This is a genomic window from Comamonas terrigena NBRC 13299 (assembly GCF_006740045.1).
Lineage (GTDB): Bacteria > Pseudomonadota > Gammaproteobacteria > Burkholderiales > Burkholderiaceae_C > Comamonas > Comamonas terrigena.
In genome coordinates, this window is the sequence record NZ_AP019749.1 from 1,896,832 (window position 1) to 1,922,196 (window position 25,365).

General features: G+C 64.9%; 16 protein-coding genes and 1 tRNA gene. 4 read left to right on the forward strand and 13 right to left on the reverse strand.

Annotated elements, in window-relative coordinates; genetic code table 11:
* Window positions 1-8 precede the first annotated feature (8 nt).
* Window positions 9-794 carry an SDR family oxidoreductase gene (locus CT3_RS08710; protein WP_066534871.1) on the forward strand — a complete coding sequence of 262 codons (786 nt, stop codon included), beginning with the start codon at window positions 9-11 and terminating at the stop codon, window positions 792-794.
* 112 nt (window positions 795-906) lie between these two features.
* Here CT3_RS08710 and CT3_RS08715 read toward each other — a convergent pair.
* From CT3_RS08715 to CT3_RS08750, 8 genes are all read right to left on the reverse strand, one after another.
* A tRNA-Thr gene (locus CT3_RS08715) sits at window positions 907-982 on the reverse strand.
* 12 nt (window positions 983-994) lie between these two features.
* Window positions 995-2,017 carry a class 1 fructose-bisphosphatase gene (locus tag CT3_RS08720; protein WP_066534869.1) on the reverse strand — a complete coding sequence of 341 codons (1,023 nt, stop codon included), beginning with the start codon at window positions 2,015-2,017 and terminating at the stop codon, window positions 995-997.
* A gap of 104 nt (window positions 2,018-2,121) precedes the next feature.
* The gene (pepN, locus tag CT3_RS08725; RefSeq protein ID WP_098066123.1) at window positions 2,122-4,839 is read right to left on the reverse strand and encodes an aminopeptidase N; all 2,718 of its coding nucleotides are present in this window, start codon (window positions 4,837-4,839) and stop codon (window positions 2,122-2,124) included.
* Window positions 4,840-4,842: 3 nt separating this feature from the next.
* A protein-coding gene (gene prfB, locus CT3_RS08730; RefSeq protein WP_115594698.1) for a peptide chain release factor 2 occupies window positions 4,843-5,947 on the reverse strand; the annotation gives its coding sequence in 2 pieces (ribosomal slippage) (window positions 4,843-5,865 and window positions 5,867-5,947; 1,104 coding nt in all).
* Between the two features lie 232 nt (window positions 5,948-6,179).
* A complete protein-coding gene (locus tag CT3_RS08735) occupies window positions 6,180-7,934 on the reverse strand; it encodes a methyl-accepting chemotaxis protein (protein WP_066534864.1) in 1,755 nt (584 codons plus the stop codon).
* Between the two features lie 625 nt (window positions 7,935-8,559).
* Entirely contained in the window at window positions 8,560-9,834 is a 1,275-nt protein-coding gene (locus CT3_RS08740; RefSeq protein WP_066534862.1) for an acyl-CoA dehydrogenase family protein, read from the reverse strand.
* Between the two features lie 113 nt (window positions 9,835-9,947).
* Window positions 9,948-11,039, reverse strand: coding sequence for a phosphotransferase (locus CT3_RS08745; protein ID WP_066534854.1), 1,092 nt, complete (start codon window positions 11,037-11,039; stop codon window positions 9,948-9,950).
* A 6-nt stretch (window positions 11,040-11,045) separates the two neighbouring features.
* Window positions 11,046-11,765 (reverse strand): Crp/Fnr family transcriptional regulator, encoded by a 720-nt coding sequence (locus CT3_RS08750; protein WP_066534849.1) that lies wholly within the window; start codon window positions 11,763-11,765, stop codon window positions 11,046-11,048.
* A gap of 328 nt (window positions 11,766-12,093) precedes the next feature.
* On the opposite strand from CT3_RS08750, the gene CT3_RS08755 reads away from it, so the two are divergent.
* Window positions 12,094-12,693 carry a MarR family winged helix-turn-helix transcriptional regulator gene (locus CT3_RS08755; protein WP_225608571.1) on the forward strand — a complete coding sequence of 200 codons (600 nt, stop codon included), beginning with the start codon at window positions 12,094-12,096 and terminating at the stop codon, window positions 12,691-12,693.
* Window positions 12,693-14,867, forward strand: a complete 2,175-nt coding sequence (locus CT3_RS08760) for an FUSC family protein (RefSeq protein WP_066534846.1) — start codon at window positions 12,693-12,695, stop codon at window positions 14,865-14,867. Before CT3_RS08755 ends, CT3_RS08760 begins: the two co-directional genes overlap by 1 nt.
* 117 nt (window positions 14,868-14,984) lie before the next feature.
* Here the strand turns inward: CT3_RS08760 and CT3_RS08765 are convergent, their stop codons facing one another.
* Entirely contained in the window at window positions 14,985-16,802 is a 1,818-nt protein-coding gene (locus tag CT3_RS08765) for a methyl-accepting chemotaxis protein (protein ID WP_066534840.1), read from the reverse strand.
* A gap of 365 nt (window positions 16,803-17,167) precedes the next feature.
* On the opposite strand from CT3_RS08765, the gene CT3_RS08770 reads away from it, so the two are divergent.
* Entirely contained in the window at window positions 17,168-18,790 is a 1,623-nt protein-coding gene (locus tag CT3_RS08770; RefSeq protein ID WP_066536074.1) for an ABC transporter permease/substrate-binding protein, read from the forward strand.
* A gap of 84 nt (window positions 18,791-18,874) precedes the next feature.
* Here the strand turns inward: CT3_RS08770 and CT3_RS08775 are convergent, their stop codons facing one another.
* The 4 genes from CT3_RS08775 to CT3_RS08790 all read right to left on the reverse strand — a co-directional run bounded on the left by CT3_RS08775 (window position 18,875) and on the right by CT3_RS08790 (window position 25,326).
* Window positions 18,875-19,228, reverse strand: coding sequence for a DUF4148 domain-containing protein (locus CT3_RS08775; protein ID WP_066534837.1), 354 nt, complete (start codon window positions 19,226-19,228; stop codon window positions 18,875-18,877).
* Window positions 19,229-19,431: 203 nt separating this feature from the next.
* On the reverse strand, window positions 19,432-22,605 hold the full coding sequence (locus CT3_RS08780) for a CusA/CzcA family heavy metal efflux RND transporter (protein WP_066534834.1): 3,174 nt from the start codon (window positions 22,603-22,605) through the stop codon (window positions 19,432-19,434).
* 13 nt (window positions 22,606-22,618) lie between these two features.
* Window positions 22,619-23,989 (reverse strand): efflux RND transporter periplasmic adaptor subunit, encoded by a 1,371-nt coding sequence (locus CT3_RS08785; protein WP_066534831.1) that lies wholly within the window; start codon window positions 23,987-23,989, stop codon window positions 22,619-22,621.
* Window positions 23,990-23,991: 2 nt separating this feature from the next.
* Window positions 23,992-25,326, reverse strand: coding sequence for a TolC family protein (locus CT3_RS08790; protein ID WP_098066125.1), 1,335 nt, complete (start codon window positions 25,324-25,326; stop codon window positions 23,992-23,994).
* Window positions 25,327-25,365 lie beyond the last annotated feature (39 nt).

A 25,365-nucleotide genomic window follows, 5' to 3' on the forward strand; every position in this document is an offset into this window, starting at 1 on the left:
GAAACGCCATGAACACCACCTCCAACCCCGCCTCCGCAGCCTCTGCCGCCGTGGGCAAGCCCCTGGCCGGAAAAACGGCCTTCATCCATGGCGGCTCTCGGGGCATCGGCGCCGCCAGCGCCCGCCGCCTGGCCCGTGATGGCGCCCGTGTGGCCATTGGCTATGGAGCTTCTGCCATTGCAGCCGAAGCCCTTGTCGAAGAGATCAAGGCCAGCGGAGGCGACGCCATCGCCATCCATGCCGATGCCACCGATGCCGCTGCGCTGACCCGAGCCATCGACAGCGTTGCCCACCGTTTCGGTCGCCTGGACATTTTGGTCAACAGCGCCGGGGTGCTGGCACTTGCACCGCTGGACCAGTTCACGCTGGAAGACTTTGACCGCACCGTGGCCGTCAACATCCGCTCCGTGTTCGTGGCATCGCAGGCCGCTGCCAAACACATGCAGGAAGGGGGCCGGATCATCAACATCGGCAGCACCAATGCGCAGCGCATGCCGTTTGCGGGCGGGGCCGCCTATGCCATGAGCAAATCGGCCCTGGTGGGACTGGTCAAGGGACTGGCGCGTGACCTGGGGCCGCGCGGCATCACGGTCAACAACGTGGCCCCCGGCCCGGTGGACACGGACATGAACCCCGAAACCGGCGATTTCGCCGCGACGATGCACGGGCTGATGGCCATTCCGCGACATGGCAAAGCCGATGAGATTGCCGGCATGGTGGCCTACCTGGCCGGGCCGGATGCCGCCTTCGTCACGGGCGCGGACTTGCTGATCGACGGCGGTTTCGCCGCCTGAGGCAGGGCGGCAGCACAGCCGTACCTGCACGCCCCGCTGAATGCGTACCTGACGCTGGTCCAAAATACAAAAACCCCGCTATGCAGAACACAGCGGGGTTTCTTTATTTCAATGGTGCCGGAGACATGAATCGAACACGCGACCTTCTCATTACGAATGAGCTGCTCTACCGACTGAGCTACACCGGCAACAAGCCAATATTATAGCGCGTTTTTATCGGCTTCGAGATGGTACCGGGTGATGCGTTCCACTTCGTTCTTGGAGCCCAGCACAACGCTCACGCGCTCGTGCAGCTGGGTGGGCTGGATTTCCAGGATGCGTTCGCGGCCGTTGGTGGCCATGCCGCCGGCTTGCTCGATCAGCCAGCTCATGGGGTTGGCTTCGTACATCAGGCGCAGCTTGCCGGGCTTGAGCGGCTCGCGCTTGTCCCAGGGGTACATGAAGACGCCGCCGCGGCACAGGATGCGGTGCACGTCGGCCACCATGGCTGCCACCCAGCGCATGTTGAAATCCTTGCCGCGCGGGCCTTCCTTGCCGGCCAGCACTTCGTCCACATAGCGCTTCACGGGCTCGTCCCAGTGGCGCATGTTGGACATGTTGATGGCGAATTCCTTGGTGTCTTCGGGGATCTTGACGTTTTCCTCGATGAGCACGAAGGAGCCTTGCTCGCGGTCCAGCGTGAACATGGATACGCCGTCGCCCACGGTCAGCACCAGCGTGGTCTGGGGGCCGTAGATGCAGTAGCCGGCGGCCACTTGCTGGGTGCCGGGCTGGAAGAAGTCGCTGTCGTGCACGCCAGGGTGGCCTTCAGGCTTCTTGAGCACGCTGAAGATGGTGCCGATGGACATGTTGATGTCGATGTTGGACGAGCCGTCCAGCGGGTCGAACATCAGCAGGTATTCGCCCTGGGGGTAACGGTTGGGCACCACGTAGATGCCTTCCATTTCTTCCGAGGCCATGGCGGCCAGGTGGCCGCCCCATTCATTGGCTTCGATCAGGGTTTCGTTGGCGATGATGTCCAGCTTCTTCTGCACTTCGCCTTGCACGTTCTCGCTGCCGGCGGTGCCCATCACGTCGCCCAGCTCACCCTTGTTCACGGCAAAGCTGATGCGCTTGCAGGCGCGGGCAACGACTTCCAGCAGCAGGCGCAGCTGGCCAGGGATAAGGCCGTCCACGCGTTGCTGCTCGACCAGGTAGCGGGTCAGGCTGATGTTTTTCTTCATGGGTTGAACTCCTTAAAAATCCACGGGCCATCCGGCGCAAACCGGATCGCCTGGCGCAAGGGGCGGGCACGGTGCCGGCCTCTTGCGCATGTCAATGTGAGGCCTCAATCGGCCAGTGCGCGGGTGATGACTTCACGCACATCGTTGGACAGATTGGGCTTGGCGGCCACGCGCTCGATGGCGGCCTGGGCGGCTGTGCGGTAAGGCTCGGCCAGCTTTTTCCAGCGGTCCATCACCCGGGCCAGGCGGGCGGCCACCTGGGGGTTGAAGCCGTCGATCTCGATCACGCGGTCGGCCCAGAACACATAGCCCGCCGCATCGGTGCGGTGGAAGGCGCCCGGGTTGTTGCAGAAGCTGAAGATCAGACTGCGTGCGCGGTTGGGGTTCTTGATCTGGAAGTCCGGGTGCTTCATCAGCGTCTTCACGGCCGGCAGCACGTTGCCGCCGCGGTCGCAGGCGCTGCCTTGCAGGGCGAACCACTTGTCCAGCACCAGCGCATCCTGCTGGAACAGGGCGTGGAAGCGCTGCAGCGCTTGCGCCGCCAGGGGACTGGCGCTGTAGATCAGTGCGGACAGCGCACTGGAACGGTCGGTCATGTTGCCGGCGTCCTTGCAGCGCTGGTAGGCCTTGCCGGGCCAGACGGTGTCACCGCTCTGGGCCGATGCCAGGCACAGCATGGTCAAGGCACGGCCCGCCAGGGCACGGCGTCCGGCGCTGACATGGTCGGGGCGATAGGCACCGGTGTCGCTGTGGGCCAGCCACAGGGCTTCCCAGTCGGCTTGCAGTGCGGTGGCCAGCTGCAGCTGCATGGCTTCGCGCACGGCGTGCACGCGCTGCGGGTCGACTTCGGCCAGCTGCTCGGCGATATAGCTTTCCGACGGCAGCGTGAGCACCAGATCCTTGAAGGCCGCATCCAGCTTGTCATTGCCCAGCACTTCGCGCAGTGCCTGCATGAAAGCGGCGGGCAGCAGCTGGGCGCCGGGTTGGCTGTCAGTGTCTGCGGCGTCGGCCGGTGCCGTGATGGCCTTGAGCGCGTAGCGCAGGCCCAGGCGCTGGCTGGCTTCCCATTGGTTGAACGGGTCGCTGTCATGCGCCAGCAGGGTCAGCAGCTCGGCGTCGCTGAAGTCGCATTCCAGCACCACCGGGGCGCTGAAGCTGCGCAGCAGCGATGGCACGGGGGCTTCGGTCACGTTGGTGAAGACAAAGCGCTGTTCGGCTTCGGCCAGCACCAGCATGCGGCTCTTGGCGGCCTGTGCGGTGTCTTCGCCCTGCAGCCGCAGCGCGATTTCCTGGCCGCTGGCCGAGATCAGGCCCATCTGCACGGGAATGACAAAGGGCAGCTTCTCGGGCTGGCCCACGGTGGGGGCGCAGCGTTGCGACAGTGTCAGGGTGTAGGTCTGTGCGGCAGCGTCGTACAGGCCCACGGCTTTGAGGACGGGCGTGCCGGCCTGGCTGTACCAGCGGCGGAACTGCGGCAGATGCTGGGCCAGTGGCGAGTCGGGGTTGGCGTCGGCAATGGCCTGCGAGAAGTCGTCGCAGGTGACAGCGTGGCCGTCGTGGCGCTCGAAGTACAGCTTCATGCCCCGGGCAAAGCCTTCGCGGCCCACCAGGTTGTGCTGCATGCGGACCACTTCCGCGCCCTTTTCGTAGATCGTGACGGTGTAGAAGTTGTTGATCTCGATGTAGCTGTCCGGGCGCACCGGGTGGGCCATGGGGCCGGCATCCTCGGGGAACTGCACGGTGCGCAGCACGCGCACATCGTCAATGCGCTTGACGGCGCGCGCCGATGCGCTGCCCGCCATGTCCATGCTGAATTCCTGGTCGCGGAAAACCGTCAGACCTTCTTTCAGCGACAGCTGGAACCAGTCGCGGCAGGTGACGCGGTCGCCGGTCCAGTTGTGGAAGTATTCATGGCCGACCACGCTCTCGATGTTGAAGTAGTCGGTGTCGGTGGCCGTGGCCTGGTTGGCCAGAACATACTTGGTGTTGAAGATGTTCAGGCCCTTGTTTTCCATGGCGCCCATGTTGAAGTCGCTGGTGGCGACGATCATGAAGCGTTCCAGGTCCAGGCTCAGGCCGAAGCGCGCCTCGTCCCATGCAATGGAGTGCATGAGCGAGTTCATGGCGTGCTCGGTCTTTTCCAGATCGCCGGGGCGCACATAGACCTGCAGCAGGTGTTCGTTGCCTGCACGGCTCTTGATGTGCTGCTCGCGCGCGACCAGCTTGCCGGCCACCAGTGCGAACAGGTAGCAGGGCTTCTTGTGTGGATCGACCCACTTGGCAAAGTGGCGGCCGTCTTCCAGATCACCGGACTCCACCAGATTGCCGTTGGACAGCAGCACCGGATACTGGGCCTTGCTGGCGCGCAGGGTGACGGTGTACATGGCCATCACATCGGGACGGTCCAGGAAGTAGGTGATGCGGCGAAAGCCTTCGGCCTCACACTGCGTGAAAAAGGTGTCCTCGCTCACGTACAAGCCCATGAGCTTGGTGTTCTTGGCGGGCGCGCAGGTGGTGAAGATCTCCAGCTCCACGGGGGCATCGCCCTCGGGCAGGTTCTCCAGCACCAACTGGTCGCCTTCCATCTTGAACGAGGTGCCGCCGCCGTTGACCATCACCCGGGCCAGGTTCAGCTCGTCGCCATCCAGGCGCAGGGCCTGTGCCGGTACATCCGGGTTGCGGCGCACGCGCATGCGGTTGAGCACGCGGGTCTTGGCCGGGTCCAGGTCGAATGTCAGCTCCACCGTGTCGATCCACCAGGCAGGAGCCTGGTAGTCGGCACGGTAGACAGCTGTTGCTTGTCCTTCACGCAGCATGGGGATTCCTTAAACGCCTTGCTTGAGCGAGGCTTCGATGAACACGTCCAGATCGCCGTCCAGCACCTTCTGGGTGGCCGAGACTTCAACATTGGTGCGAAGGTCTTTGATGCGGCTGTTGTCCAGCACGTACGAGCGGATCTGGTGGCCCCAGCCCACGTCGGTTTTGGTGTCTTCCAGCTTTTGCTGCTCTTCCATGCGCTTGCGCATTTCGAAGTCGTACAGGCGCGAACGCAGGCGCTGCCACGCTACGTCACGGTTGCTGTGCTGGCTACGGCCGTCCTGGCACTGCACCACGATACCGGTGGGGATGTGGGTCAGGCGCACCGCCGAGTCGGTCTTGTTGATGTGCTGGCCGCCCGCGCCTGATGCGCGGTAGGTGTCGGTGCGCACGTCGGCCGGGTTGATGTTGATCTCGATGGAGTCATCAATTTCGGGGTAGACGAACAGCGAAGCGAACGAGGTGTGGCGACCGCCGGACGAGTCGAACGGCGACTTGCGCACCAGGCGGTGCACGCCGGTTTCGGTGCGCAGCAGGCCAAAGGCGTATTCGCCTTCGATCTTGATGGTGGCGCTCTTGATACCCGCCACGTCGCCGGGCGTCTCTTCTTCCACCGTGGCCTTGAAGCCCTTGCGTTCGGCGTACTTCAGGTACTGGCGCAGCAGCATGCTGGCCCAGTCGCAGGCTTCGGTACCACCGGCGCCGGCCTGGATGTCGACGAAGCAGTTCAGCGGATCGGCTTCCTGGCTGAACATGCGGCGGAATTCCAGCTCTTCGATCAGCGGGCGCAGCTTGGCGGTTTCGGCCTCAATGGTTTCCAGACCGGCTTCATCGCCTTCTTCCCGGCTCATTTCGTAGAGCTCGGAATTGTCGGCCAGCTCGGTGGTGAGCTTCTGCAGGGTCAGCACGACGGAGTCGAGGGACTTCTTTTCCTTGCCCAGCTCCTGGGCCTTCTTGGGGTCGTTCCAGACCGCGGGGTCCTCGAGCGAGGCGTTTACCGTGCGCAGGCGTTCAAACTTGGCATCGTAGTCAAAGATACCTCCGAAGGTCCTCTGTCCGGGCGGACAGGTCTTCGAGGGCGGCGCCGATTTGGTTGATGCGTTCTGCTTCCATGGTCAATTCCTGTTCTGTTTGTAGAGTGGCAGGCGCAAGCGGCGCCTTAAAAGCGTGATTTTCGCATGGTGCACTCCCTGCTGCTGCAAGACGGCCCCACAAGAATGCGCGATACATGGATTTGCCGCCGCGACAGGGCAGCAAAACGGCCGCAGGAACGACAACAGGCCCCGCAGGGCCTGTGTGCATGGGGCGCACAGCGGCAGGCTGTGCTTTGGCGGTGCTTAGAAGCTTAGAAAGCTTCCCACTCGCCCTCATGCTGGGCGGTAGATGCCGCAGCCGCCGGGCGGCGTGGGGCGGCCGGTGCCAGGGCAGGGCGGGGCGCTGCGGCCACGCTCTTGGCGGGGGTCTTGGCGACGGGACGTGGGGCGGACACGGCGGCCGTGGCACGGGGAGCGGCCACGGGGCGGGTTGCCGTCAGATCCAGGGCGGCAGGGCCGTTGGCCAGCTTGAATACGCGCACGGTCTGGCTCAGTTGCTGGGCCTGCTCCTGCAGGGAGCTGGCGGCGGCAGCGGACTCTTCCACCAGGGCCGCGTTTTGCTGGGTGACCTGGTCCATCTGGGCGACGGCCTGGTTGATCTGCTCGATGCCCGAGGTCTGTTCGTCGCTGGCAGCGGTGATCTCGCCCATGATGTCGGTCACGCGCTTGACGCTGTCGACGATCTCGCTCATGGTCTGCCCGGCCGATGCGACCTGGGAGTTGCCTTCTTCCACCTTGCCGACCGAGTCATCGATCAGGTGCTTGATTTCCTTGGCTGCTTCGGCGCTGCGCTGGGCCAGGGTGCGGACTTCACCCGCCACCACGGCGAAGCCACGGCCCTGTTCTCCGGCGCGGGCAGCTTCCACGGCGGCGTTCAGTGCCAGGATGTTGGTCTGGAAGGCGATGCCATCGATCACGCCAATGATGTCGACGATCTTGCGCGACGAGGTGTTGATGGCGGTCATGGTGTCCACCACCTGGTTGACCACGGCACCGCCGCGTTGCGCCACCTGCGACGCACTGGCCGCCAACTGGTTGGCCTGGCGGGCATTGGCGGCGTTCTGCTTGACGGTGGAGGTCAGCTCTTCCAGCGAGGCTGCAGTCTCTTCCAGCGAGCTGGCCTGCTGTTCCGTGCGCGAGGACAGATCCTGGTTGCCCGTGGCGATCTGCTGGGTGGCGGTGGCGATGGAATCGCTGCCCTGGTGGATCTGGGCCACGATCTGCACCAGGCTGTCGTTCATCTGCTTGAGGGCTTGCAGCAGCTGGCCGGTTTCGTCGGTGGAGGTGGCTTCGATGCGGCGGCTCAGGTCACCGCCAGCCACGGCCTGGGCCAGTTCCACGGCGTGGTTCAGGGGGCGCGAAATCAGACGGGCAATGAAGATGGCCAGCGCCAGGCCAGCGGCCATGCTGATGGCCACGATGGCCCAGATCAGGTTGCGGGATGCGGTGTAGATCTCGTCACCCAGCTTGTCGGCGGTGTCGGCACCTGTATTGATGTGTTCGAACAGGACATCGACCTTGCTGTTGATGCTGCGGCTGATGGTCAGCGCTTCACCACGCAACAGGGCCGTGGCTTCGGCTGTCTGCTGTTCGCGCGACAAACGTATTGCCTTGTCATGCACCTGGTTGTACTGGCCCATGGCCTGCACGATTTCGGCGTGCAGGCGCTTGTCGTCATCGGTGTTCAGAAACTTGTTCAGCAGCTCCACGTTCTGTTGCAGACCGTCCCACAGCTTGGGCATGGTCTGCTCGTAGGTGGCAGCTTCTTCGGGGGAGGCGCTGAGCACATGCTGCTGTTCCTGCGAACGATAGCGCTGCAGCTGGTATTTGACCTCCATGGCCGTGCGGGTGGCCGGCAGCCACTGGCGGGCCAGATCCGTGCCGGTCTGGTTGACGCGGTCGAGCTGCACGATCGACAGCAGGCCGATCAGTGCGGTCAGCACCAAAATCGCAGCAAAAGACAGCAACAGTTTGCTGGAGAGCTTGAGGTTATGAAAAAACTGCATGGTGGGGGTTGCAGCACGGGGCCGCTGAGAGTGCGCGAAGCTTTGTTAGAAACTGGAATGCCAACGCAGGCATGGGGGGACGCCGCCATGACCGCACCACAAAAGCGTGTGTGGTCGGGCTGATTCTAGGGGGGTGCCAGCTTTGTAAAGGTTTGTTTGTAGGCGGCCACTTTGTTGCATGGTGCCGAGGGTGCTTGCTATCAAGTCTGATGATGGCGAGGTGAAGGTGCTTGGGTGCAACTCTTTGATTTGATTGTTTTTGGTCCACCAAATGTGGAAACTACGCCATCAGTGGCGCTGATGGTTGCTGAGGCTGCGGCGCCACAGTCACCCATGCCTAAAGGTTATGACCATTTGGTAAAAATGGTCTATCAATGGGCGATTGCCCCGTTTGCTCTGTTTGATGCCGTCAAGTGCCCAACTTCCGGAGAACACCACGTGCCCTGGGAGTGTTGCTGTGGCAGACCAGGCTGCCCGTGTGCTTCGGGCGTGGCGGCATCTGCACACATGCAGCTTGCGTGTGCAGGCCATAAAAAAGGCCCCGGAACGCGATGTTCCAGGGCCAGCCCCGCACACGGGCGGACAAGTGCAGGGGCAAGGCGCATGGCACGCCTGTCAGTGGTGATCAGCTGCCGCGGGTGATAGGCACGTCGGCGTTTTTGCCATAGGTGCCGTACTTGCCCAGCTCCCACTTGGCAATGGCGTTGCGGTGGACTTCATCCGGGCCGTCGGCAAAGCGCAGCGTGCGTGCGTGGGCGTAGTCAAAGGCCAGCGGGAAGTCCTGGCTCATGCCGCCGCCGCCGTGCACCTGGATGGCCCAGTCGATCACGTCGCAGGCCAGCTTGGGCGCCACCACCTTGATCATGGCGATTTCGGTGCGGGCCACCTTGTTGCCCACGGTGTCCATCATCCACGCGGCCTTGAGCGTCAGCAGACGGGCCATGTCGATGCGGCAGCGCGCCTCGGCAATGCGTTCCTGGGTGACGGTCTGCTGGGCGATGGTCTTGCCGAAGGCCACGCGGCTGCTGGCGCGCTTGCACATCAGTTCCAGGGCGCGCTCGGCCTTGCCGATCAGGCGCATGCAGTGGTGGATGCGGCCGGGGCCGAGGCGACCCTGGGCGATCTCGAAGCCGCGGCCTTCGCCCAGCAGAATGTTGCTGGCGGGCACGCGCACGTTCTCGAAATACATCTCCATGTGGCCGTGGGGCGCATCGTCATAGCCCATCACGGACAGCGGGCGTACCACGCGCACGCCGGGGGTGTCGGCGGCCACCAGAACCATGCTCTGCTGCGAGTGCTTGGGTGCCTCGGGGTCGGACTTGCCCATGGTGATGTAGACGGCGCAGCGGGGGTCGCCTGCGCCGGAGATCCACCACTTGTGGCCGTTGATGATGTATTCGTCGCCCTGGCGTTCGATGCGGGTGCAGATGTTGGTGGCATCGGACGAGGCCACTTCCGGCTCGGTCATGGCAAACGCGGAACGGATGTCGCCGTTGAGCAGGGGCTTGAGCCAGCGCTCATGGTGTTCCTTGGTGCCGTAGCGGGCAATGGTTTCCATGTTGCCGGTGTCGGGCGCAGCGCAGTTGAACACTTCGGAGGCCCAGCCCACGCGGCCCATGATTTCGGCCAGGGGGGCGTATTCCTGGTTGGTCAGGCCGGCGCCGTCCACGCCGGCGATCTCGGCGGTGTCCTTGGGCAGGAACAGGTTCCACAGGCCTTGTTCCTTGGCCTTGTCCTTGAGGGCGTCCAGGAAGTGCAGGTGGCTCCAGCGCTTGCCGGCCTGGGTGTTGGCTTCCAGCTCGCTCCAGTAGGTGGCTTCATTCGGATAGATGTATTCATCCATGAAGCGTTGCAGGCGCGCTTGCAGCTCCTTGGTTTTGGGGGAGTAGTCGAAGTCCATGGTGTCTCCTTGAGGGTGGTGGGCGCACATGGGCGCGCGCTGCCCCCCGGCAGCCGCATGCCGTTTTGCACAGTGGGGGGATGGGAAAACCGTCTGTTGCCAGGCGGAACGGATTAAGCCCGGTGTTTCTGGGCGTAGGACCAGGCCAGCTCCGCCATGGGGCGGGCCGTGTCGCCCGAGGCCTTGGCCTGGGCGCTGGATGCGGTGCCGGCTTCCACCCGCTTGGCAATGCCTTGCAGGATGGCAGCGATACGGAACATGTTGTAGGCGAGGTAGAAGTTCCAGTCGGCCTGCAGCTGTTCGGGTGTGGCCAGGCCGGTGCGCTCGCAATAGCGGCGCTGGTATTCGGCTTCGGAAGGAATGCCCAGTGCGGCCAGATCCAGACCGCCGATGCCACGGCCCAGCGTGCTGGGGATGTGCCAGGCCATGCAGTGGTAGCTGAAGTCGGCCAGGGGATGGCCCAGTGTGGACAGCTCCCAGTCCAGCACGGCCACGGCGCGGGGCTCGGTGGCGTGAAACATCACGTTGTCCAGTCGATAGTCGCCGTGGACGATGGAGACCTTGCTCTCGTCCCTGGCGCTGTCAGGCAGGTTGGCGGGCAGCCAGGCCATCAGCTTGTCCATCTCGGGGATGGGCTGGGTGATGGAGGCCACGTACTGCTTGCTCCAGCGGCCGATCTGGCGCTCGAAATAGTTGCCGCTCTTGCCGTAGTCCGCCAGGCCCTGGGCGGCAAAGTCCACGGTGTGCAGCGCCGCGATCACGCGGTTGAGTTCGTCATAGTAGGCGCCGCGCTGGGTGGGTGTCATTTCCGGCAGCGACTGGTCCCACAGCACGCGGCCTTCCTTGAATTCCATGATGTAGAAGGCGCGGCCGATGACGGATTCATCCTCACACAGGGCATACATGTGGGGTACAGGCACTTGGGTGCCCGCCAGGCCGCGCATGACCTTGAATTCACGCTCGATGGCGTGGGCCGACGGCAGCAGCTTGGCCACCGGGCCGGGCTTGGAGCGCATCACATAGCTGCGCCCCGGCGTGACCAGCTTGTAGGTGGGATTGGACTGTCCGCCCTTGAACATTTCCGCTTGCAGCGGGCCGGCAAAGCCTTCCACATGCTGCTGCATCCAGGCGGTGAGGGCCGCCATGTCGAATGCGTGGGTGTCCGAGACGGGCTTGGTTCCTACAAAGTGGTCAAATTTGCTCATAAGTCCTTACAGGTCGGTTTCCGCAATGCGCAGAAGCGCATTGCGGTCCCGCACCACCAGCCCACCTGGTTCGATGCGGATGCTCCCCTCGCGCTCCATGCCTTTGAGTTCCTGGTTCACACGCTGGCGCGATGCTCCGAGCAGCTGGGCCAGCTCTTCCTGGGCCAGCTGCAGTCCGATGCGGATTTCCTGGTTGTCCGACAGGCTGGGAATGCCATAGCTGCGTGCCAGATGCAGCAGCTGTTTGGCCAGCCTGGCACGCAAGGGCAGGGTGTTCAAGTCCTCGACCAGGCCGTACAGCTGGCGAATGCGCCGCGCCTGCAGCCACAGCATGGCTTCGTAGAACTCCACATGCGAGGCCAGAATGCGCTTGAAATCTGCCTTGGCCACACACACCAGCGTGGTCGCGCCATGGGCGTACACATCGTGCGTGCGCCGGTCCCCGTCGAAAATCGACACATCCCCAAACCAGATGCCCGGTTCCACATAGGTCAGCGTGATCTGCTTGCCCGTGATGGAGGTCGAACTCACGCGCACCGCCCCCTTGGCGCAGGCAATCCATTCCTCGGGCGGCTCGCCGCGGGCGCAGATGAGTGCACCATCCTTGAAACGTTTGACGTATGCGCATCGAAGTATGTCGTGCCGTAATGACGGGGATAGGGATGAAAACCAGCGTCCTGAGTTGATCGCTTCTCTTTCTTCGATAGTAAGAATCGGGTCGTCCATGGCCTGTCGTTTCTGTGACTGAAAACAGCCCCATTGTCGCGTCAGGGACGAGGTCTGATTTGGATCAGCAGGTCACAAACGGATGAAGTTGTCCGATACACGACAGCAGCATGGCGCGGAACGTACAAAACCAAGGGTTAACCCTTTTGATTTGGGGCCGGCTGGCCGCAGCGTGGAGCGCAAAGCCAAGGCGGGTTGTGCTCCGCCCAAGGGCGTGGCCGGTAGACAGAGCTTAGGAGAGGGCGCTGCAGGCACCCTGTAGGCAGTGCGGGATTGATTGCTAGATAAAATGGTTTGAATTGCAAATTATTTAATCTACAAAGCATTGATGCCACGCTCCACTGCCAGCCCTCGTCCCCGTGCCGTCAAAAAGTCGGCGCCCATGCCGCCTGTGGTGGGTTCGACCCAGTCCACCAAGGTGGGCCATACGCTCCCATCGAACCATGCTGAAGCACCGTTGTTCGGCTACACGCTGATGAGCCTGGGCCGCCAGTGGCGCCGTGTGGTCCACCTGCGCCTGGCCGAGCTGGGGCTGACCGACGCCACCTGGGCGCCGCTGTTTCACCTGCATGCCGCAGCGCAAGGCATCAGCCTCAAGGCCCTGGCGCAGCGCGTGGGTCTGGACAGCTCTACCCTGGTGCGGGTGGTCGATCTGCTGGAAAACCGGGGCCTGGTGCGCCGCGAAACCGATGCGCACGACCGCCGCAGCAAGCTGCTGCAGGTGACCGAGTCCGGAAACGCCGCCGTGGCCGATGTGCGCGCCAAGCTGGTGCAGGTGGAAGGACGTCTGCTGGACGGCATGGATGCGGCTACCTCGCAACTGCTGCTGCAGGGCATGCTGCAGCTACAGCAGCGCATGGCGCAGGAGCTGGGCGATGCGGTGGAGGATGCGGACGACACCGAGCCCACGATGGAGCGGGGGCGGTGATGGTGCAGGACGCTCACACATCCAGGTGGCAGCGCGGCATGGCGGCCTGCGGTTTCCACCTGCCCACCCTGGTGTTTGCCTTGCGCACGGCACTGGCCGGTTTTGTGGCGCTGGCCGTGGCCTATGCCCTGGGGCTGGAGCACCCGCACTGGGCGGCCATGTCGGCCTGGGCGTCCAGCCAGCCCATGCGCGAGCATCTGCTGTCGCGCGGCATCTACCGCTTTGCGGGCTCCGTGGTCGGTGTGGCCTTTGCCGTGGCGCTGGTGCTGATGGCGCAGGGCTCGCTCTGGGTGCTGGCCGTGGGGCTGGCCTTGTGGGGAGGGCTGTGCGCTTTTCTGGGCAATCTGCAGCGGGGCTATATGGTCTATGGCTGCATGTTGGCGGGCTATTCGGCCGCCATGGTGGTGCTGCTGCACCACGGCGGGGCCGAAGAGGTCTGGCCGTTCGCCTGGGACCGCATGCTCACGGTGGTGACCGGCGTGCTCGCCGCGCTGTGCATCTCCTGGTGTTTTGCTCCCCGGCGCAAGGCAGCGGTTCTGATCGCCCAGAGTCGCCAGGCCCTGGCCGCCGTGCTGGACGCCTGCGTGGCCCGGTTGCGTGGCCACAGCGCCGCGCCAGGGCTGGACAATGCCAGCCTGCTGGTGCGTCTGGCCGAGGTGGAGGAGTTGCTGGAGCTTTACCCCGAAGGATCGCGCACCGCGCGCAACACCAGCAAGGCCATGCACTGGCAGCAGCACCAGGCGCTGGAGCTGGTCTACCACCTGGGGCAGACGGCGCAGGACAGCACGGCTGTGACTGACGCCCTGGACCCGGTGTGGGCCTTTGCCGCGATACCTGACGACGCTGGCGCTTCGCCTGCGGCCCTAGCCGATGCACTACAGGCTTTGGCCCAGGTGCTGCGCCAGGCGCCGGCGGCCGACAGCGCGGCCGCACACCCGGTGGATGCTGCATTGCGTCAGGCGATTGCCGCTTGTGAAGCGCTGGTAGAGCGTATCCAGGCAGACGGCCATGCGGTGCAACCCGGGCTGAACGCCTTGTACCTACTGATGCAGGAGATGCGCCGCGCCGTGCGTGCCGAGCAGCTGGACCTGGGCGGACCTGCCCGTGCGGGCACGGCATGGGTCGACCGCCGGGTTGATCCCTTGCCACTGCACCGCGACTGGGTGGGCGCCCGCGAAGCCGCGATCCGCGCAGGCGGCACCTTGCTGTTTTTCGGCCTGCTGTGGGCCTGGACGGGCTGGAGCCTGATTGCCTTTGGCATGCTGGGCCTGTCGGTGATGCTGCTGGTGTTCTCGGCCTTCGAGAACCCGAACCGCACCATGGCCTTTGTGCTGCGCGGTCAACTGATAGGTGCAGCGCTGGCCCTGCTGTGCCAGTGGCTGGTGTGGCCCTGGGCACAGTCCGGCTGGCAGATGGTGTGGATGCTGCTGCCTTTTGCCCTGCTGGGCGGGCTGGTGTTTGCCCACAAGCGCACCGCCGCCGGTGCCATGGACACCAATATGGCCATGCTGATCCTGCTGGCGCCGGTCTTTCCGTATACACAGGACATGGGCAAGAGCGCAACCATGGCGCTGGCCGTGGTGTCCGGCCCGGCGTTGGCCTGGCTGGTCTATCGCTGCATCTACCCCACCAATGCCCAGCGCCGCATGCGCACGCTGGCGCAGATGATGGTGGCCGAAGTGCCTGCGCTGGCCCAGCGTATGGTTGAAGAGGGCAAGCCCGGTTTGCTGCCCAGTTTGCCGGCCAGCATGGCCGTGGCGCCCACCGGCTTCTGGCAGGCGCAATTACACCACCGCCTGCTGCGCCTGGTGCGCTGGGCCGACAAGACCCAGCACCCGCGCCGCGCCACCTTGCCGGAGCTGGGCCTGGCCCTGCGCGCCACCCAGAGCACCATGCTGCAACTGCAGCAATGGCGGCGCGGCACCATTCTGGTCACCCCGCAGTTGCGCCGCACCGAGCGCAGGGCCGAACTGGCATTGCGCCGAACGGCCCAGTGGGGTGCCGCCCACAGTCTAGAAGCACAGGCTGCAGCCGGCCAGCAAGCCGCCCAGGCCTGGCAGACCCTGGCGGCGCAACCCGGCCTGCCGTCGCTGCTGGCCGCCGAGGCGCAGCGTGTCGCCCGGCGTTACCTGCCCGAGCTATGTGCGGCACGGCGGGATCTGCAGGTGCAGTAAGGGCTGCGTGAGTTTTGTGCAAAGAAAAAGGGCTTCGCAGGAAGCCCTTTTTTATGGCGTAGTGGTGGATGCGGTGATGCGGTGCATCCAAATCACCGGAGCCGCAGCTACTCATGCTTAGAAACTCTCCCAATCGTCCATGTCCTGGCCCACGGTAGCGGGTTTGGGGGCGGGAGTACTGGCCGCACTCGATGCGCCAGATGCACCAGAGATGGGGCGGCGCAGGGCCGGTGCAGCCGGTGTGCCGGAGCCCGACTGTGCGGGGCGGGAGAAGGGACGGACGGACGGCGTGGCGGACGTGTCCGGGACGGTGGATGGACTTGCTGGCTGGCTGTGGGCCACGGGCGTCGCCATGGCCGCCGGGCTAGGCTGCTCGTAAGCAGACAGCTTGAACACCGCCACGGTTTCCACCAACGACTGGGCCTGGGTGTTCAGGCTGCTGGCGGCGGCGGCCATCTCCTCCACCAGGGCAGCGTTTTGCTGGGTGGCCTGGTCCATCTGGGTCACGGCTTCACCCACCTGGGCCACGCCCTGGCTTTGTTCGGTGCTGGCGGCGCTGATCTCGCCCATGATGTCGGTCACCCGGCGGATGGCGGCCACCACCTCGTTCATGGTGGTGCCGGCTCGGTCCACCAGCAGGGTGCCCTGGCCCACGCGTTCCACGCTGGTGCCGATCAGCTGCTTGATCTGCTTGGCTGCGTCGGCGCTGCGGCCGGCCAGTGCACGGACTTCGCCGGCGACCACGGCAAAGCCCCGGCCTTGCTCTCCGGCGCGGGCGGCTTCGACGGCAGCGTTCAACGCCAGGATATTGGTCTGGAAGGCAATGCCGTCAATCACGCCAATGATGTCGGAGATCTTGTGGCTGCTGTCGTTGATGCTCTTCATGGTCTCCACCACTTCGGCCACGATCTCGCCGCCCTGGGCTGCCACGGTGGAGGCGTTGACCGCCATCTGGTTGGCCTGGCGGGCGTTGTCGGCGTTCTGGCGCACGGTGGAGCTGAGCTCTTCCATGGAAGCGGCCGTTTCTTCCAGTGCGCTGGCCTGCTCCTCCGTGCGGCCCGAGAGATCGTGGTTGCCGGCGGCAATCTGCGCGCTGGCCGAAGCCACGCCCTGGGCATTGCTGCGCACCGTGGAAACGGTCTGAACCAGGCTGTGCTGCATGCGCTGCAATGCCCCCAGCAGCAGACCCATTTCGTCCTTGCGGCCCACATCGATCTGGGTGCTGAGGTCGCCGCCGGCCACGCGGTTGGCTGCTGCCACGGCCTGGCCCAGCGGGCTGGTGATGGAGCGCGTGAGAGCGATGGCAATCCACACGCCCAGTGCCAGGGCCGACAGCACCAGCACGCCGGCCACCAGAATGGCTTGCTGGTAGGTGTGTTGCGCATCCGTCCGCGCGGCGGCAGCGCCTGCGCGGTTGAGCTCGACACTGCCGGAGATGAGGTCGGTGGCCGTTGCAAACGCCTTGGCCGATTCCCCGACGGACAGGGCGCGGGCATCGGCAAAGCGCTCCTCGCCGGCCTCGGCCAGTTCCAGCAGTCGCTTGTCGACCGTCAGGTAGGCGGCCCATGCGGCCTTGATCTTCAGGTTCAGCTCTTGCTCTTCGGGGGAGGAGACCAGCTTGTCATAGGCCAGCATGGTGGTGTCCATCTTGGCGATGGCTTCGTCGTGCAAGGCCCGCTGGGTACGTTTGCCTTCGGGCGTCACTTCCAGCACCGAGCGCAGGGAGGCGCGGCGGGCGCTGTTGGCCAGCGCGCGCGCGTCGCCCAGCGTTTGCACGCTGGGCAGCCAGTTTTCGGCGATTTCCTCGGTGCCATCATAGATCCTGGAGGCCTGGAAATAGGCCGCGGCCCCCATGCTGCATAGCAGCAGCAAGATGATGGCAAATCCCGCACTCAGGCGGGCGCCAATTTTGAAGTTGCCCAGGAAACCAGCCATGTTGAACGCCTCCAGATGAAAAATGCGCAGGCCTTGCTTGCCACGCCTGGCCCGCCAGGGTCGCGATTTTTTCGATTCTTGGGCATTTCCAAGTGGTCAGGCACTCCACTGGGAGGCAGTTGCATGGCCGACTGTCGATCTGGGGAAGGGCGGCCGTACCGTTCGTGCTCCGCCTGTTGCCTTACCGCGTTAAGGCCTTTGCGCGACCGCTAGCAGTGGCCCACTGCGCGCCGTTGGTCCGTTGCCTTCCGTCCGCCGCCCGGGTGCCTGCTGGCGCGCGGAATGCTGGGGTGGGCGTGTTGGGCGGGTTGGCGCTGCCGTTCCGGGCCCGGGGTGGCTGGCGTGCCGTTGCTATCATGGCCCGCATGACGATCGTTCACCGCCGGGTGGCTGCCTGCCTGCTCTTGTGTTGGCTGTGGGTCTGGGGCGTGGCTGGCGCCCAGGCAGCGGAGTTGCGCGTGGGTTCCAAGCGCTTCACGGAGTCTTACATCCTGGCCCAGATCATGGCGCAGACTGTGCAGGCCAGCGGTACGGCGGTACAGGTGCGGCAGGGTCTGGGCAACACCGCTATCGTGTATGAGGCGCTGCGTTCGGGCCAGATCGATGTGTATGCGGAATACACGGGCACGATTGCGCAGGAGATCGTCAAGGACCCGTCCCATACCTCGCTGGCCGATCTGCAGCTTGCCCTGGCGCCGCTGGGGCTGGACGTGGGGGTGCCACTGGGTTTCAACGACGGGTATGCGCTGGCCATGCGCCGTGCCCAGGCAGAGCAGCTGGGCATTCGCACGCTCAGTGACCTGGCCCGCCACCCGGAGTTGCGCTTCGGCCTGTCCAATGAATTCCTGGGCCGGGCTGACGGCTGGCAAGGGCTGGCAGCCCGCTACCAGCTGCGCGCCCGGCCCACGGGGCTGGACCATGGCCTGGCCTATGGGGTGTTGGCCCAGGGGCAGATCGATGTGATGGACATCTACACCACCGATGCCAAGATCGACGCGCTGGGCCTGCTGGTGCTGGAGGACGATCGGCAGTACTTCCCACGTTACGACGCGGTGCTGCTGTTCCGCAAGGATTTTCACCGCCAGCAGCCTGACGCCTGGGCCGCACTGCAGACGCTGCAAGGCCGCATTAGCGAAGCGCAGATGGTCCGCATGAATGCCCAGGCCGAGCTGCAATCCCTGCCGTTTGACGTGATTGCACGCCAGTTTCTGGCCGGCGCGCAGGCGCCGCAAGGCGCGGCCGCAGCCGCGGGCGGCACAGAAAAGGCCGCAGTCAGCGGGGAAGAGGGGGGAAGGGCGGCTGCCAGCGGCGCCGCGGCGTCTGCAGTGCCCGGCGCAGCATCCCCTGGCCTGCTGCAGCGGTTCTGGCAGCGCCTGTGGGCGGACGATCTGTGGACCCTGACCGGCCAGCATCTGCTGCTGGTGCTGCTTTCGGTTGGGGCGGCGGCCCTGATTGCGGTGCCTGCCGGTGTGCTGCTGTTTCCGCATGCCCGGCTGCGGGCGCTGGCCCTGGGACTGTCGGGCGTGGTGCAGACCATCCCGTCGCTGGCGCTGCTGGCCGTGCTGATCGCCCTGCTGGGGGTGATCGGACGGGTGCCGGCGCTGCTGGCGCTGACGGCCTATTCCATCCTGCCGATCCTGAGCAACACCTGCGCCGGACTGGCCGAAGTATCGCCCGGCCTGCGGTTGGCGGGGTCTGCCCTGGGCATGACGCCTGCACAGCGCATGCGTTGGGTGGAGCTGCCGATTGCCCTGCCCATGGTGGTTGCAGGCCTGCGCACCGCCTGTGCCATCGCCATCGGCACGGCCACCATCGCCGCATTCATCGGTGCCGGCGGCCTGGGCGAGCGCATTGTCACCGGCCTGGCACTGAACGACAGCGCGCTGATGCTGGCCGGCGCCGTGCCCGCAGCGGTGCTGGCCCTGGCCAGTGAGCTGCTGTTCGAGCTGCAGCAGCGGTGGTTCCGCAGGGGCCGGAGGGAAAAATAGGGCGATTTGCAGGCCGGTTTCCAGGCCGTGGTGCAGGTGTTGGACCCCCAAGGTGGTTGGTCCAACCACCTTGTCTTCAGGGCCTCAGCCCCGGTACATCTCGCGGCGGGCTTTGCGCTGTTCCGGGGTCTCGTTCAGCAGCTCGTCCAGTACCTGCTGGCGTGTCTTGTTCGACGACTGCTGCGACGGCGAGCTGTCGACCAGTGGGTAGTTGCTGTTGCGGAATACATTGGTGCCGCCATTCTTCAGGAACTCGGCCGTTTCCGCCTGGACCTGGGCCCGTGTCTTGTCGCTGCGGAAATGGTCGGGGTACACCACATATCCCGTCTCCGAATTTTTCGGGTGGATGTAGCTGCTGGCAAAAGCAGTGTTGACGGTGGCCAGTGACAGGGTGGCGAATGCCATGGACAGGAGAATGGGAGTGCGTGTGGTGTGCATGAAGGTGTGCCTTTCAGTCAGGTTGCAATCACCTCGAAGCGATGGCTTGCACCATGGCTTTCGAGAGGGTTTCATTGTGAAAAGCACACGCTGACGGAAGGCACACAGGAAGATGACATTGCGGCAATGAACGCTCTGGGCGGCGTGCGGAAACAGCAAAGCCATGGCGGGTAGGCCATGGCTTTGGGGTCACTCCGGTCCGGTCAGGACACGGACGGTCGGGAGGAGGGTGCCGTCTGCGGCAATTCTTCCTCGGACGGGTCGTGCCGGTGGACCAGGCGGTAGAGCAGCGGAAGCACCAGCAGAGTCAGTACCGTCGAGGACAGAATGCCGCCGATCACCACCGTGGCGAGCGGGCGCTGCACCTCGGCGCCGGTCCCGGTCGCGATGGCCATGGGGACAAAACCCAGAGAGGCCACCAGGGCGGTCATCAGCACCGGGCGCAGGCGCGAGAGTGCGCCCGCATGTACCGCTGCGGGGACGGCCATGCCGGTTTCGCGCAGTGCCCGGATGGACGAGATCATCACCAGCCCGTTCAGCACCGCGACGCCCGACAGTGCGATGAAGCCGATGGCGGCAGAGATGGAGAGCGGGATGTCCCGCAGCCACAAGGCCAGGATGCCCCCGGTCAGTGCGAAGGGAATCCCCGTGAACACGATGAGCCCGTCGCGCACATTGCCGAACATGGCGAACAGCAAGGTGAATACCATCAGCAGGGCCAGGGGCACCACGATCTGCAGCCGCTGCTGCGCCGACTGCATGTTCTCGAACGTACCGCCCCAGCGTGTCCAGTAGCCGCTGGGCATGGGGATGGCGTCCAGCTCACGCTGCGCCTGCTCCACGAAGGAGCCGATATCGCGACCACGCACGTTGGCACTGACGACGATGCGGCGCTTGCCATCCTCGCGGCTGACCTGGTTCGGCCCGGGAGACAGATCAAACGTGGCGACGGTGGAAAGAGGGACAAAGCCTGTCTTGCTGTCCGCCTGTGCAGGCAAGGCGATAGGAAGGCGTTCCAGCGCCGCAAGGTCGCTGCGCACCGATTCCGGCAGGCGCACCTGGATGTCGAAGCGGCGGTCGCCTTCGAACACGGTGCCGGCCTCCTGTCCGCCGATGGCGGTGGCAATGGTCTGTTGCACATCCCCCATGTTCAAGCCATAGCGCGATGCCTTCTCGCGATCGACCTGCACAGTGAGCATGGGCAGTCCGGTGGTCTGCTCGACCTTGACTTCCGAGGCGCCGGGCACCTTCTGCAGCATGGCAGCAATGGCCTGTGCCGTGCGCTCCAGCACCTGGGTGTCGTCACCGAAGACCTTGACGGCCACATCGCTGCGCACACCCGAGATGAGTTCGTTGAAGCGCAGCTGAATCGGCTGGGAGAATTCGTAGTTGCTGCCCGGAATGGCCTCCACCACCTTCTGCACGGCGGCCAGCAGGTCTTCGCGGCTGCGTTGCGGATCGGGCCATTGTTCCCGGGGCTTGAGCATGATGTAGCCGTCCGAGATGTTCGGCGGCATGGGGTCCGAGGCAATTTCCGCGGTGCCGGTGCGCGCGAACACGCGCTCGATCTCCGGGAAAGACTCCTTGAGGGTGCTTTCCAGCTGCATCTGCATGTCCAGCGATTGCGTGAGGCTGGTGCCGGGCACACGCAAGGCCTGGATCGCAAAGTCCCCTTCGTTGAGGTTGGGGGCGAATTCGCTGCCCATGCGCGAGGCGAGCAGCAGGCTGAGCACGACGGCCACGACAGCTGCCGCTATGACCACCACGGGGATGCGCATCACCCGGGTGAGCAGCGGTTCATAGGCTTGGCGGGCCCAGACCATGAGGCGGTTCTCCTTCTCCGCGACGCGTTTGCCGATGCACAGCGCAATCGCCGCAGGGATGAAGGTGATGGACAGCACCATGGCGCCGGCAAGGGCCAGCACCACCGTGAGCGCCATGGGGTGGAACATCTTGCCCTCCACTCCCGTCAACGCAAAGATCGGCAGATACACCACCATGATGATGAGCTGCCCGAACAGCAAAGGCCTGCGGGATTCCCTGGCGGCGGCAAACACTTCGTGAAAGCGTTCACTGCGGGTGAGCAAGCGCCCCTTGAGCTCCTGCGCATGGGCCAGGCGGCGCACGCAGTTCTCCACGATGACCACCGCGCCGTCGATGATGATGCCGAAGTCCAAGGCGCCCAGGCTCATCAGGTTGGCGCTGATGCGGTACTGCACCATTCCGGTGAAGGTGAACAGCATGGACAGCGGGATGATCAGGGCCGTGATCAGGGCCGCGCGGATGTTGCCGAGGAACAGGAACAGCACCACCACGACCAGTGCGGCGCCTTCCACCAGGTTCTTCTTCACCGTGGCAATGGCTTTTTCCACCAAGGTGGTGCGGTCGTAGACCGTCACGATCTTCACCCCCTCGGGCATGCTCTTGCGGATGGAATCCATGCGTGCGTCCACCGCCTTGGAGACCACGCGGCTGTTCTCGCCAATCAGCATGAACACCGTGCCCAGCACGACTTCGCGGCCGTTGTCGGTGGCGGCGCCGGTGCGCAGTTCGCGTCCCAGTTCGACATCGGCCAGATCCCGGATGCGCACCGGCTGGCCCAGGGCCGTGCCCACGATCACCTGCTGGAGGTCCTCGATGCCCTGGACCTGGCCGGGCGCACGGATGAGGTATTGCTCGCCTTCGCGCTCGATATAGCCCGCGCCAACGTTGGTGTTGTTGTTCTGCAGGGCCGTGACCAGCCTGTCCATCGAGATGCCATAGGACGCCAGCTTGTCCGGACGCGGCGCGATCAGGTACTCCTTGGCAAATCCGCCAATCGAGTTGATTTCCGTGACGCCGGGCACGTTGCGCAGCTGGGGTTTGATGACCCAGTCCTGGATCTCGCGCAGGTCCATGGGGGTGTAGGGCGTGCCGTCCGGCTTTTTGGCGCCTTCTTCGGCTTCCACGGTCCAGAGATAGATCTCGCCCAGGCCCGTGGAAATGGGGCCCATGCTGGGGGAGATGCCGGACGGCAGCTTCTCGCGGGCCTCCTGGATGCGCTCATTGACCAGCTGGCGGGCAAAGTAGATGTCGGTGCCATCCTTGAAGATCACGGTGACCTGCGACAGTCCATAGCGCGACAGCGAACGGGTCTGCTCCAGCTGCGGCAGGCCCGCCATGACGGTTTCTATCGGGTAGGTGATGCGCTGCTCGGTCTCCAGGGGCGAATAGCCTGGTGCCTGCGTATTGATCTGGACCTGGACATTGGTGATGTCCGGCACGGCGTCGATGGACAGACGCTGGTAGTTGAAGAGGCCGAGGATGGCCATGGCGGCCACGGCCACGATGACCAGCCAGCGCTGCTCGATGGCGAAACGGATGATGCGCTCAAACATGGGGGACTCCGGCTCAGTGCGTGTGCTCGGCAGACGCCTTGCCCAATTCGGCCTTCAGCAGGAAGGAGCCGTCCTTGACGTAGTCCTGTCCGGCCTGCAGGCCGGCGGTGACTTCGGTGGTCTTCCCGTCCGAGCGCCCCAGTTGAACGCGCTGGGCCTTGTAGCCCCCCTGCGCAGGAACGAAGACCACGTTGTCCTTGCCATTCGGGCGCTGGATGGCCTTGGCGTCGACCGCGACGGGAACCTGTGCGGCATCCGCGAGGACCTTGACCTCCACAAACAGACCGGGTCGCCAGACGCCTTGGGGGTTGGCCAGCGCCACGCGGGCAGGGGCCGTGCGTGTCTGTTCCCCGATCAGTGCGCCGACATAGGCGATCTTGCCTTCTGCGGCCGACTCGAACGCCGTGGCCCGCACCGTCACAGGTGCGCCGACGATCACATAGGGTAGCTGCGGTGCCGCGACATTGATCTCCGCCCAGACGGCGCTGAGGTTCGACACGGTGAAGGAGGCGGTGCTTTCCGTCACCGATTCGCCCACGGTCAGGTGCTTTTCGACCACCACCCCTGCCAGCGGCGCGCGCAGCTCATAGCGGCTGGAGCCGCCCGATCCGCCGGAACCCGCGCCCATGGCTGCGAGCTTCTGCGAGGTGTTGGTCACGGCAATTTCGGCCTCCTGCAGGGCCTGGCGGGCCTGCAGATAGTCTTGCTCCGCCGAAATCTTCTCTTCCCAAAGCTGCTTTTCCCGCTGGAATGTGTTTTGGGCGAGCACCAGACGTTTCTGTGCCGTCTGCAGTTCGCTGCGCTGGTCCGAGACGGTGGCACTGTGGATCACCGCCAGAAGCTGTCCCTTGGCGACCTGTTCACCCAACCGGGCATGGACCGAGGCCACGATGCCGGCCACGCGCGGCACCACGTGTGCGGTGCGGTCTTCATCCAGGCGGATCTCTCCCGGCAGCAGGACTTCCTTGCGGATGGCGGCTGCACCGGCCTGGGCCAGGGTCACGCCCGCTTTCTTCGACTGGGCTTCGCTGAGCGGGACCAGGCCTTCCTCTTCTTCAGGGCCGTGTGCATCCTCCCCATGCGGGTTGGCAGCCGACGCGGTCTTCTCCTTGTCGGCCGTGTCGGTTTTGGCGTCGTGGTGTTCTTCGTCGGAGTGCTTGTCGGCTTCCTGGTGGTCGCCATGCTTTTCAGCTGGCTGGCCATGGTGTTCGCCATCCTGGTGCGCGTCGGCATCCGCGTGGCCGGACGCTGCGGCCGGAGTGGGGGTGCCCGGAGTCCGGAGGATGAGGGCGCCAGCCACCATGCCACAGGCCAGAATCGCTGCGACGGCGATCCAGTGTTTGGGAGCAGAGAGTGATGCGTCGAATTGCTTGGGTTCGGACATGTTCAGATTCCAGTGTGTGTGTCGGCCAGGGATTCCGTGCCCAGGAGGCGGTCTATTTCTGCGCGTGCCTTGTGTGATGCCATCCACTGATCCAGCAACTGGCGCTGGCTTTCGATCAGCGTGCGCTGGGCTTCCAGTACATCCAGGAAGCTGAACTTGCCCAGAGAAAAGCCACGCACGGCGATGTCGTAGGCAGACTGTGCGGTGGGCAGCACCTGGCTCTGGAGCAAGGACAGTTGCTGGTTGCTGCTGATCAGTTGCTGGCGTGCTGTGAACACCTGGGCCTGTAACTGCAGGCGCTGTTCCTGCAATTTCTGTTCGGCCTGGTCCACCTTGCGCAGGGCCTGGAGCTGGTTGCCTGCATTGCTGTCGAACAGCGGCAGCGGGATGCTGATGCCCAGCACCACCTGGTTGCGGCCGACCTCGTTGGCCCGCTTGACGCCCAGGCTCACGGTCGGGTCCTGCAGGCGCCTGGCGCGTTCGATGGCGGAGGCGGCCTGGCTCTGCTCCAGCGCGTGGCGCGCCTGCACCATGGCGGGGGCGGTGTCCAGCAGCGCGTCCAGCTGGTCGGCTGTCGGAGCTTCCGCAGTGGCAGTGAAGTCGCCGATGGCCGTGCCGATGTCCGTCGTCCGGCCGCCCCAGAGGGCGGCCAGATTCTGCTGCGCGACCACTACCGACGACCTGGCCTGCTGCAGTTCCAGGGCAGCATGGGCCTGTGCCACCTGGGCGCGGCTGGCTTCGAGCGGAGGCACTTTGCCAGCCTGGACGCGTTTGCGGGCTGCGTCGCTGGCCTGTGCAGCGAGATCGTGTGTCTTCGACGCGAACTGCACGCGCTGCTGGGCGAGCAGCAGTTCGTTGAAACCATTGACCACCTGGTAGCGGAGCAGGGCCTGCGTTTCGGCCACGGCGGAATGGGCTGCAGCCTTCTCGCTTTCGGCCAGGCGCACGCGCGCTGCACGCTTGCCCCCCAGCTCGATGACCTGGTTGATCTGGACCGTGCTGGAGCGGTTCTCGGAGCGGGTGTCTTCCTGGCTGAACGCCAGTTCGGGATTGGGGCGGGCCTGGCTTTGCAGCAGAGCGCCTTCGGTGGCGGCGGCACCGAAACGGGCCGCTTTCAGACCGGGGTTGGCTGCCAGCGCCCTGTTCCAGGCATCCGCCAGGGTCATGGGTGTGCCGGTTTGCGCCGTGTGCTTGGGGGCTGGCGTCACCAGGGCCGGGGGCAGGTCTGTCGCGCTTGTCGTGGCGGATGCCACGCTGGCAAGCGCCAATGCGATCCATGCCAGGGAAATCTTGCGTTGCGTACGTGCCCCGCCGGGAGCATGGGCCAGGGTTGCCATGTGTGCTTCTCCAGAAAATGGTCGCGCACACGGGCCTTC